This window comes from Streptomyces muensis (genome assembly GCF_021474425.1).
GTDB classification, from domain to species: Bacteria; Actinomycetota; Actinomycetes; order Streptomycetales; family Streptomycetaceae; genus Streptomyces; species Streptomyces muensis.
Map to the genome: position 1 here is coordinate 1 of NZ_JAKEIP010000280.1, position 10,052 is coordinate 10,052.

General features: G+C 70.5%; 10 protein-coding genes and 1 pseudogene. 5 read left to right on the forward strand and 6 right to left on the reverse strand.

What is annotated here, in order from left to right:
* The 3 genes and pseudogenes from L0P92_RS37395 to L0P92_RS37405 all read left to right on the forward strand — a co-directional run.
* On the forward strand, positions 1 to 1,083 hold a 1,083-nt coding region (locus L0P92_RS37395), incomplete at its 5' end, for an SIS domain-containing protein (RefSeq protein WP_372497393.1).
* A 4-nt stretch (positions 1,084 to 1,087) separates the two neighbouring features.
* A pseudogene (locus L0P92_RS37400) lies at positions 1,088 to 1,177 on the forward strand (TetR/AcrR family transcriptional regulator); the annotation flags it as partial.
* A gap of 434 nt (positions 1,178 to 1,611) precedes the next feature.
* Entirely contained in the window at positions 1,612 to 3,078 is a 1,467-nt protein-coding gene (locus L0P92_RS37405; protein ID WP_234767526.1) for a sensor histidine kinase, read from the forward strand.
* A gap of 209 nt (positions 3,079 to 3,287) precedes the next feature.
* Here L0P92_RS37405 and L0P92_RS37410 read toward each other — a convergent pair whose 3' ends face one another.
* Together L0P92_RS37410 and L0P92_RS37415 are read right to left on the reverse strand one after the other, a co-directional pair.
* Positions 3,288 to 3,545 carry a WhiB family transcriptional regulator gene (locus L0P92_RS37410; RefSeq protein WP_006142322.1) on the reverse strand — a complete coding sequence of 86 codons (258 nt, stop codon included), beginning with the start codon at positions 3,543 to 3,545 and terminating at the stop codon, positions 3,288 to 3,290.
* 319 nt (positions 3,546 to 3,864) lie between these two features.
* On the reverse strand, positions 3,865 to 4,833 hold the full coding sequence (locus L0P92_RS37415; RefSeq protein WP_234767520.1) for a diacylglycerol/lipid kinase family protein: 969 nt from the start codon (positions 4,831 to 4,833) through the stop codon (positions 3,865 to 3,867).
* A gap of 150 nt (positions 4,834 to 4,983) precedes the next feature.
* Between L0P92_RS37415 and L0P92_RS37420 the strand changes: the two genes are divergently transcribed.
* Entirely contained in the window at positions 4,984 to 5,430 is a 447-nt protein-coding gene (locus L0P92_RS37420; RefSeq protein ID WP_234767521.1) for a hypothetical protein, read from the forward strand.
* A gap of 10 nt (positions 5,431 to 5,440) precedes the next feature.
* On the opposite strand, the gene L0P92_RS37425 is transcribed toward L0P92_RS37420, so the two are convergent.
* The 3 genes from L0P92_RS37425 to L0P92_RS37435 form a co-directional block, all read right to left on the reverse strand.
* On the reverse strand, positions 5,441 to 6,571 hold the full coding sequence (locus L0P92_RS37425) for an RNA polymerase sigma factor SigF (RefSeq protein ID WP_234767522.1): 1,131 nt from the start codon (positions 6,569 to 6,571) through the stop codon (positions 5,441 to 5,443).
* A 17-nt stretch (positions 6,572 to 6,588) separates the two neighbouring features.
* On the reverse strand, positions 6,589 to 7,002 hold the full coding sequence (locus tag L0P92_RS37430) for an ATP-binding protein (protein WP_004925829.1): 414 nt from the start codon (positions 7,000 to 7,002) through the stop codon (positions 6,589 to 6,591).
* A 249-nt stretch (positions 7,003 to 7,251) separates the two neighbouring features.
* Positions 7,252 to 7,512, reverse strand: coding sequence for a UBP-type zinc finger domain-containing protein (locus L0P92_RS37435; protein WP_234767523.1), 261 nt, complete (start codon positions 7,510 to 7,512; stop codon positions 7,252 to 7,254).
* A gap of 62 nt (positions 7,513 to 7,574) precedes the next feature.
* On the opposite strand from L0P92_RS37435, the gene L0P92_RS37440 reads away from it, so the two are divergent.
* Positions 7,575 to 9,170 carry a Na+/H+ antiporter gene (locus L0P92_RS37440; RefSeq protein WP_234767524.1) on the forward strand — a complete coding sequence of 532 codons (1,596 nt, stop codon included), beginning with the start codon at positions 7,575 to 7,577 and terminating at the stop codon, positions 9,168 to 9,170.
* On the opposite strand, the gene L0P92_RS37445 is transcribed toward L0P92_RS37440, so the two are convergent.
* The coding region (locus L0P92_RS37445; protein ID WP_234767525.1) for a 1-aminocyclopropane-1-carboxylate deaminase/D-cysteine desulfhydrase at positions 9,152 to 10,052 on the reverse strand (901 nt) is incomplete at its 5' end. The genes L0P92_RS37440 and L0P92_RS37445 overlap by 19 nt on opposite strands.

Consider the following 10,052-nt stretch of genomic DNA (forward strand, 5'->3'; position numbering starts at 1 on the left):
CCCCCCCCCCCCCCCCCCCCCCGCGCCCCCCCCGGCCCCGCCCCCCCCCCCCCGCCCCCCGCGGATCCGCGCACCCGCGCGCCGCCCCCCCGCCGCCGGACCCGCCCCTCCCGCGGCGCCCCCGCCGTCCGCGAGGTCGCCCGGGAGATCGCGGCCCGTGCACCCCGCTTCGTCTTGCTCACCGCCCGCGGCACCTCCGACAACGCCGCCCTCTACGCCAAGTACCTCCTGGAGATCCGCCTCGGCCTGCCCTGCGGTCTGACCTCGATGTCGACCACCACCGCCTACGGCGCCCGCCCCGACCTCACCGACGTCCTCGTCGTCACCGTCAGCCAGTCCGGCGGATCCCCGGACCTCGTCGCCTCCACCCGGGCCGCCCGCGAGGCCGGCGCGATCACGCTCGCGGTGACCAACAACCCCGACTCCCCGCTGGCCGCCGTCTCCGAGTACCACCTCGACATCATGGCCGGACCCGAACGGGCCCTCCCCGCGACCAAGACGTACACGGCCTCCCTCCTCACCCTGTACCTTCTCGTCGAGGGCCTGCGCGGCGGCGACGGCGCCCCCGCCGAGGTGCTCCCCGGCCTCGCCGAGCGGACACTCGCCCGGCAGGACGAGGTCCGCGCCCTCGCCGCCCGCTACCGCTTCGCCGAACGCATGGTGATCACCTCCCGCGGCTACGGCTATCCCACGGCCAGGGAAGCCGCCCTCAAGCTGATGGAGACCAGCTACATCCCGGCCCTCGCCTACTCCGGCGCCGACCTCCTGCACGGCCCGCTCGCCATGGTCGACAACGTCTCCCCGGTCATCGCGGTCGTCACCGACGGCAAGGGCGGCGAGGCCCTCCAGCCCGTCCTCGACCGGCTCCGCGGCCGGGGCGCCGACCTGGTCGTCGTCGGCGCCCGCCACCAGGTCGAGCAGGCCTCGGCCGGCTTCGTCCTGCCCACCGACGGCGTGGCCGAGGAACTCCAGCCGATCCTGGAGATCCTCCCGCTCCAGCTCCTGGCCTACGAGGTCACCATCGCCCGCGGCCAGGACCCGGACGCACCGCGAGCGCTGGCGAAGGTGACGGAGACCCGCTGAGGGAGGCCCGTCACAACAGGCGCGGGACGGGGCGAGCCGGGAGGAACCGGAGGCCCTCGCGGAAATTGCCATGGCCAACTGGCCCCGCACATGAACCCACACGGGTTAGGCTGCGTGATGGATACCAGGGCGTCCTACTAGTCCTCCAACCGGTCGGGACCCCGCGAAGAAGCGTCAACAGCAAACAGGCTCCAACGCATGGACACATCGGAGTGGTCTAGTCCACAATTGCGGAGGAGTGCGTAGTACGAGAACGCACCGACTTCCGTCTTCCCCGCACAGGAAGGCGGACCGAGGAACCGGAGCTCTCTGCCCTGACTGCCCCGGGTCCTCATCCTTCGGCCGACCGGGACCGCACACCCCACGGCCGATGTTGCTCCGGGCTGCGGTGCCGGGAGGGTTGAGGGTCCCTCTCAGGCGCCGCGGCCCGCGGGTGTTTCCGGGGTCCTTCACCGGCCGGACCGCCTCCACGGTGGCTGGTTTCGAACCATGTCCGTACCGCCAGGTACGCTCGGCCACGTGCCCTCCATGAACGAACTCGTACGCCAGCACACGGCCCTCGACGACTCCGACCTCGAGTGGCTCCACCTGCTGGTCTCGGAGTGGCAGCTGCTCTCCGACCTCTCCTTCGCCGACCTCGTCCTGTGGGTCCCCACCAGCGACGGCACCCGCTATGTCTCCGTGGCGCAGATGCGGCCCAACACCGGCCCGACCTCGTACCAGGACGACATGGTCGGCCATCTCGTCCCGCGCGGCCGCCGCCCCATGCTGGACGCCGCGCTCGACGAGGGCCGCATCGTGCGCGAGGGCGACCCCGAGTGGCGCGAGGAGGTGCCGGTCCGCGTCGAGTCGATTCCGGTACGACGGGACGGACGCGTCCTGGGTGTCATCGCCCGCAACACCAACCTGCTGACCGTCCGCACCCCGAGCCGCCTTGAACTGACGTATCTCCAAAGCGCCTCGGACCTCGCGCAGATGATCGCGGCAGGATCGTTCCCGTTCGCCAACCAGCAGGTCGACATGGACGCCTCACCGCGCGTCGGTGACGGCCTGATCCGCGTCGACGCCGACGGCATCGTCCAGTACGCCTCCCCGAACGCGCTGTCCGCCTACCACCGGCTCGGCCTCGCCGCCGACCTCGTCGGCCACCACCTGGGCATGACCACCGCCGAACTCGCCCCGACCCACGGCCCGGTGGACGAGGCCCTCGCCAAGGTCGCCAGCGGCTGGGCCCCCCGCGAGTTCGAGATCGAGTCCGGTGACGGCGTCATCCAGTTCCGGGCCATCCCGCTCAAGCCCAAGGGCATCCGCATCGGTTCGCTGGTGCTGCTGCGGGACGTCACCGAACTGCGCCGCCGCGAGCGCGAGTTGATCACCAAGGACGCGACCATCCGGGAGATCCACCACCGGGTGAAGAACAACCTCCAGACGGTGGCCGCCCTGCTCCGCCTCCAGGCCCGCCGCATCGAGTCCGACCGCGGCCGCGAGGCCCTGGAAGAGGCGGTTCGGCGGGTCGGCTCGATCGCGATCGTGCACGAGACGCTCTCCCAGAACCTCGACGAGCGCGTGGAGTTCGACGAGATCGCCGACCGGGTGCTGGCGATGGTCGCCGAGATCTCCCCCGGCAAGGTGACCGGCCGCCGGACCGGCCGCTTCGGCATCCTGGACGCCGAGGTCGCCACCCCCCTGTCGATGGTCCTGACCGAGATCCTGCAGAACGCCCTGGAGCACGGCTTCCGCGAGGGCGACACCGGCACGGTCGAGGTCTCGGCCGTCCGCGGCGGTACGACCAAACAGTCCCGCCTCCTGGTCACCGTCCAGGACGACGGCGTGGGCCTGCCCGACGGCTTCGACCCGCACACCGCCGGCAACCTCGGCCTGCAGATCGTACGGACCCTGGTGGAGGGCGAGTTGGGCGGCACGTTCGACATGGTCCCGGCGCCGGAGCGGGGGACCCGGGTGATCCTCGACATCCCGGTGCGGGCGCACAAGTAGACGCCGGGAAGGGGTTCGGCACCGGGGAGGGTCGTGAACCGTCTCCGGACAGCAAAGAGCCCCAGCCCGTTCAGGGGGCTGGGGCTCAACATGCTCGTTGCCGGCGTTTGCCGCGCATCGGGGGTACTGCGCGCTGCGGCTCGGGGGCGGGAGATGCGTACTCGCTGTACGCGCCGCCAAGCTCAGGCTGTTTTAGCGGGGCGGGTGTGTCAGGCGGAGGCCTGACGGGCCCGGTTGCGGGCGGCGCGGCGCTTCATGGCGCGGCGCTCGTCCTCGCTGAGACCACCCCAGACGCCGGAGTCCTGGCCGGACTCGAGCGCCCACTGCAGACACTGATCCATAACGGGGCAGCGACGGCAGACGGCCTTGGCTTCCTCGATCTGCAGCAGCGCAGGACCGGTGTTGCCGATGGGGAAGAAGAGCTCGGGGTCTTCCTCGCGGCAAACGGCGTTGTGACGCCAGTCCATGGCTGCTACCTCTCCTTGGTATTACGTGCTGATTGCTTGTGAATGTGAACGCTTTCACGAATCCCTCAACAAGTGAAGGGCCGACCGCCAGGTTCCCTGGCGAGGTCCTGTGATTTGAAGAGGGGTTCCGGTGATCAGTGGAGGCCGGTCTTGCGGGCCGTCCCGATCGCCACGTAGAGACTCGCAAACCTCAGCGACGGATACAACCCCTTCCGGAAAGTTTTTTTTGATTCCTCGGTGTCGACTAGGTCACAGCCGTACTTCCATGGGGTGGATCCTGGCCTAAACGTTCGAGTGAAAGGACTTTAGCCCGTTCCGCTCACACAATCACACGCAGTGCACGGCGTACGCCTGTGAACGTCACGCTCGTACGCAGCCCGAGGTGGTCGCCGTCCATCTGAAGGGGCAACGGCACCTTCGAATGCAAGGTGAACTGGTCCAGGTCGTGGAGTGTGACCGCGTGCTTGCCACGGGCCCCGCGCTCGGGGGACGAAGTGAGCAACTGGGTCGCATACCGGGCAACCGCGACCGTGGACATACGGCTGAGACCGAGTACGTCGAGACCGGTATCGAACGAGGCCTTAGGAGCCGCGTACACCGGGCGATTGCCCAGATACGTCCACGGAGCGGTATTGCAGACTATGGACAGCACCAAATCGGTCACCGGGTCCTCGCCCGGCCGCTCCAGCGTGATCGTGCCGTGCCGGCGGTTGGGCTCCTGGAGGAACTGGCGGACCACCTGGCGCAGGTAAAGGGCGTGTGTGGATTTCTTGCCCCGTTCGCGCTGCTGCTCGACCCGGCCGACGACACCCGCGTCGAAGCCGAGCCCGGCGCAGAAGGTGAACCATCTGGCCGGAACACCCTCGTCCTCGGTACCTGGCGTGCCCGCCGCTATGCCCATGCCGACCGTACGCTCGCTGCCCTCGCGCAGGGCGTCGAGCAGGGCGCCGGTCGCCTCCACGGCGTCGTTGGGCAGGCCGAGGGCGCGGGCGAAGACGTTGGTGGAGCCGCCGGGGACGACGGCGAGGCGGGGGAGACGGTCCGGGTCGGGGCCGTTGTGCAGCAGACCGTTGACGACCTCGTTCACGGTGCCGTCGCCGCCGAGGGCGACCACCAGGTCGACGTCATCGCTGTCCGCCGCCTGCCGGCCCAGGTCGCGCGCGTGACCGCGGTACTCGGTGGTGACCGCCTCCAGCTTCATCTCGCTGGCGAGCGCATGGATCAGGACATCGCGCGTACGTGCGCTTGTGGTGGTTGCTGCCGGATTGACCACGAGAAGTGCACGCATGGGTTGCAGCGTACCTACTGGGGGGTACCGGGCACAGGCCGAGGTGGGGATCCGGTAAGAGATGCGTCCCCTGAAGCCGTCCGTTTCGAGGTGTCCGGCGTCGGCAGGTGCTGGCGAGAACGCGATATCGCGGAGGGCTACCCTTCAAGGGTGACCAAGGAGCAGATCCCCGCCACCCCGGAGACCATCGGCCCGCGTCCGCGACGGCTGACGTATGCGGCCGTGCTGACCGCGCTGGAAGGCGTGGGCCTCGCCGTCGGGGGCGTGTGGGTGCTCGTGCTGGGACTCGCCGGGGATCCGGACGACCGTCAGCAGGCTGTCACGCTCGGTGTGACCCTGGTCGCGCTCGCACTGCTGCCGCTGCTCGCCGCGCGGGGGCTGTTCGGCCGGCGCAGCTGGAGCCGGGGGCCGTCGATCATCACGCAGATCCTGGCGCTGCCGGTGGCCTACAGCCTGTTGCAGGCGGACAGCATCGCCATCCCGGCGGGCATCGTGATCGCCGCGACCGCGGTCACCACGCTCGTACTCCTGGTCAATCCGGCGACGACGGAGGCCCTCGGGATCCGGGGACCCGGCAGCGCGCCGGATCAGAAGTAGCCGACCGCCGTCACTCCTCCACCAGCAGCTTCTCCCGCAGCTGCGCCAGCGTGCGCGCCAGCAGGCGGGACACGTGCATCTGGGAGATCCCGACCTCCTGCGCGATCTGCGACTGGGTCATGTTGCCGAAGAAGCGCAGCAGCAGGATGCGCTTCTCGCGCGGCGGGAGGTCCTCCAGGAGCGGCTTGAGGGACTCGCGGTACTCGACGCCCTCCAGTGCCTCGTCCTCCGCGCCGAGGGTGTCCGCGACCGCCGGGGACTCGTCGTCGGTGTCGGGGACGTCCAGGGACAGCGTGGAGTACGCGTTGGCGGACTCCAGGCCCTCCAGGACCTCCTCCTCCGAGATCGACAGCTTCTCGGCGAGTTCATGGACCGTGGGGGAGCGGCCGTGCTGCTGGGACAGCTCGGCGGTGGCCGTCGTCAGGGCGAGGCGCAGCTCCTGGAGCCTGCGCGGAACGCGGACCGCCCAGCCCTTGTCGCGGAAGTGCCGCTTGATCTCACCGACCACCGTCGGGGTCGCGTACGTCGAGAACTCGACGCCGCGCTCCGGGTCGAACCGGTCGACCGACTTGATCAGACCGATGGTGGCGACCTGGGTGAGGTCGTCGAGCGGCTCGCCGCGGTTGCGGAAGCGACGCGCGAGATGCTCGACGAGCGGCAGGTGCATACGGACCAGCTTGTTGCGCAGCTCCGCGTACTCGGCGCTGCCGTCCTGCAGCTTGCGCAGCTCGACGAACATGGCGCGTGCCCCGCTGCGGTCCTGAGGGTCGTGCTGCGTGGCCTGCACGCTGGGCGTGCTCATCGCCTCGTCCTCGGAGTTTCGCTGGTGCTCGCTCATCGTCCCGCCCGTTGCCCTCTCCCGAGCCCTCGCCTCTACTCGGACTGGGGAGACCCCGATCCGCCCGCCCAGAGGCGCGCCCTGCACGGCACCTTCGTCATCCCGTCCCTCGGCCAGGAGGCCCGCTTCCTCGGAGTCGTCCTCCGGGTGCGGCCGGGCCTGCTCGGGGATGCCGTCGATGCCGTCCGCCATGCGTCGGGAACCGCTCGGACCGCTCGGGCCCGCCCCCAGGCTCTCGGCTGCGTCCGAGAAGGGGGCAGTGCCGTCCGGCAGCTCCCGTGTGCCGCGCTCTTCGTCCCGCACCGGCCCGTCCCCGTTCCTCACGCCGGCCCGGGTCCCGCGCCGCGCTGTTTGTAGAGGCTGATCGAAACGGTTTTGTCCTCGTCCACGGCGGAGGAGACCTTCCCCGCGAGGGCCGAGAGGACGGTCCAGGCGAAGGTGTCCCTGGAGGGGGCGTGGCCGTCCGTGGTCGGGGCCGAGACGGTGACCTCCAAGGAGTCGTCGACGAGTCGGAAGACACAGCTGAGCACCGAGCCGGGCACGGCCTGCTGGAGCAGGATCGCGCAGGCCTCGTCCACCGCGATGCGCAGGTCCTCGATCTCGTCGAGGGTGAAGTCCAAACGGGCCGCGAGGCCGGCAGTCGCCGTACGCAGCACCGACAGGTAGGCACCCGCGGCCGGCAGCCGGACTTCCACGAAGTCCTGGGTCGCGGGCTCGCCTGCGATCTGGGACACCCTCACCTCCAAGGTGGTACAAGCTTCTCGGGGCCGAGGGTCGCCCCCCGGGGTAACGCGATGTGTGGTTCAGCGGTGACGCTATCGCGCTCTGAACTTTCCTGTCCCCAGGACCCCAACCCCTTGCCGTCACTCACAGTAAACCTGTGGACACGCTCCGTGTCTAGGGGTCTGCGGCTCCAATTGGGAAGAGCGCGCGCCGGGTTGACGTACCCAGACGTCAGACGGTCGAACCGTCCGGATCCAGGGTCACACGAGTACGTGGTCGACGAAGCACCAACGCCATTCCTCGCCCGGCTCGAAGGTCCGCATCACCGGGTGACCGGACTCCTTGTGGTGTTCTGTCGCATGCCTCCCCGGCGACGAGTCGCAGCAGCCGACATGCCCGCAGCTGAGGCAGAGCCGCAGTTGTACGGGGTGCATGCCTTCCGCCAGACACTCCGGGCACGTCTCGTTCAGCGCCCGGGGTTCCGGGTGCGGCAGCGCGTCGGCGTGCGTGCACTGTTTCATGATTGCCAGGTTACGACGGCCGCGACGATGGCCGCGCGGAAAAACGAGGGCGGGCGAGAAGCATGGATGTGATGCCGCTGCTGTTGCTGGTGGCGGGGAGCGCCGCCGTGGCCGCGGCCGCTCGGCGGTCGCCCGTGCCGGCGCCGCTGCTGCTGGTCGCCGCGGGGCTCGCCGTGTCGTATCTGCCGGGGGTGCCCGAGTACACGCTCGACCCGCACATCGTCCTGCCCCTGGTGCTGCCCCCGCTGCTGCACAGCGCGGCGACGGACAGCTCGTACCTCGACCTGCGGGCGCAGCTGCGGCCCGTGATGCTGCTGTCGGTCGGCTACGTGCTCTTCGCGACCTTCGCCGTCGGCTGGGTCGCCTACCTCGTCGTACCTGATCTGCCGCTGACGGCGGCGCTGGTGCTGGGCGCGGTGGTGGCGCCGCCGGACGCGGTCGCCGCGACGGCCGTGGCACGCCGGGTGGGGCTGCCGTCCCGGATCACCACGATCCTCCAGGGCGAGTCCCTGGTGAACGACGCCACCGCGATCACCGCCTACCGGGTCGCCCTCGCGGCGGCCGTCGGCGAGGGCGCGAGCTGGGCCGGCGGGATCGGTGACTTCCTGCTCGCGGCGTTCGGCGGCATCGGCGTCGGGTTGGTGCTGATGGTGCCGATCCACTGGCTGCGTACGCATGTGAAGGAAGCGCTGCTGCAGAACACGCTGTCCCTGCTGATCCCGTTCGTCGCCTACGCGGCCGCCGAGCAGGTGCACGCCTCCGGTGTGCTGGCCGTCGTGGTCGTCGCGCTGTACCTGGGCCACCGCGCGTGGGAGGTCGACTTCGCCACCCGGCTCCAGGAGGAGGCCGTGTGGAAGATGGTCGCGTTCGTGCTGGAGTCGGCGGTGTTCGCGCTGATCGGACTGCAGCTTCCGGTGGTCCTGAAGGGCCTCGGGGAGTACGAGGGCGGCCGCGCCGCCTGGTACGCGGTCGCCGTCTTCCTCGTGGTCGTCGTCTCGCGGTTCGTGTGGGTGTATCCGGCGACGTTCCTGCCGCGCATGATGTCGGCGCGGATCAGGGAACGCGAGGGAAGCCTGACCTGGAAGGCGCCGTTCGTCATCTCCTGGGCCGGGATGCGCGGCGTGGTCTCGCTGGCCATCGCCTTCTCGATCCCGCTCACGGTGAACGGCGGCGAGGATTTCCCCGAGCGCAACCTCATCCTCTTCCTCACCTTCACCACGGTCATCGGCACCCTGGTCGTCCAGGGCGTGACCCTGCCGCCCCTGATCCACCTGCTGAGACTCCCCGGCCGGGACGCGCAGGCCGAGACCCTCGCCGAGGCCAACGCCCAGGCGCAGGCCTCCCGAGCCGCCGAACGCCGCCTGGAGGAACTCCTCTCCGACGAACGCAACGCCCTTCCCGATCCGCTGGCCGACCGTCTGCGAGCGGTCCTGGAACGCCGCCGCAACTCCGTCTGGGAGCGCCTGGGCCAGGCCAACCCCGTCACCGGCGAGTCCGTCGACGACACCTACCGCAGGCTGTCCCGCGAGGTGATCGGCGCCGAGCGCGCGGTGTTCGTGAAGCTGCGCGACGGCCGCTACATCGACGACGAGATGCTGCGGACACTGCTGCGCAGACTGGACCTGGAGGAGGCGGCGGCCTATCGGGAGGCGGAATGAGGGGCCGACGAGGGCCACGGTGACCCGGTGATCACGGCCGCCACCGTCGTCCCGGGAGCGAAGGCCCCCTCCTCCACCAGGGCGACAAGTCCGTACAGCAACTTGGCGACATAGAGACGTTCGACGGGCACCCCGTGCCGTGCCTCGAAGTCCTCGGCGAAGGCTTCCAGTTCCGGTGTCGTGCGGGCGTATCCGCCGAAGTGGAACCGCTCGTCGAGCCACCAGTCGCCCCGCGGCCCGCCGAACGCCCCGGCCTGCAACCGCCGTATGTCGTCGCCGAGGAAGCCGCCCTTGAGGACGGGGACACCCAGGGCCCGTTGCCCGGGATCGAGCCCGGCCGCGAGGCCCGCCATGGTGCCGCCCGTGCCGCACGCCACCGCGACCACGTCGGCGTGCCCGCGCAGCTCCTCGCCGAGCGCCCGGCACCCGCGTACGGCAAGGGCGTTGCTGCCGCCTTCGGGGACGACGTACGCCCCCTCGGCGCCCGCCGCGCGCAGCACGGCCGCCAGCGTCTCCGGCTCGGTCTTGCGGCGGTACGTCGACCTGTCGACGAAGTGCAGCCGCATACCGTCGGCCACGCAGCGCGCGAGGGACGGGTTGAGGGGGCGGTCGGCGAGTTCCTGGCCGCGGACCACACCGACCGTGGACAGGCCGAGGAGGCGGCCCGCTGCGGCGGTGGCGCGCAGGTGGTTGGAGTAGGCGCCGCCGAACGTGACGACCGTACGGCCCGCGGCGGCCGACAGGTTCGGCGCGAGCTTGCGCCACTTGTTGCCGATCAGTTCCGGGTGGATCAGGTCGTCGCGTTTGAGGAGCAGCCGCACGCCCCGACGCGTGAACCGCTCGTCCGCCGACTCCTGCGCGGGGGAGGGGAGCCGGGGGTGG

Excerpts from the sequence above, each read along its gene's own strand:
- L0P92_RS37405 (WP_234767526.1), top strand. The coding sequence starts at position 1,612 with ATGAACGAACTCGTACGCCAGCACACGGCCCTCGACGACTCCGACCTC.
- L0P92_RS37410 (WP_006142322.1), bottom strand. The coding sequence starts at position 3,545 with ATGGACTGGCGTCACAACGCCGTTTGCCGCGAGGAAGACCCCGAGCTC.
- L0P92_RS37415 (WP_234767520.1), bottom strand. The coding sequence starts at position 4,833 with ATGCGTGCACTTCTCGTGGTCAATCCGGCAGCAACCACCACAAGCGCA.
- L0P92_RS37435 (WP_234767523.1), bottom strand. The coding sequence starts at position 7,512 with ATGAAACAGTGCACGCACGCCGACGCGCTGCCGCACCCGGAACCCCGG.
- L0P92_RS37440 (WP_234767524.1), top strand. The coding sequence starts at position 7,575 with ATGGATGTGATGCCGCTGCTGTTGCTGGTGGCGGGGAGCGCCGCCGTG.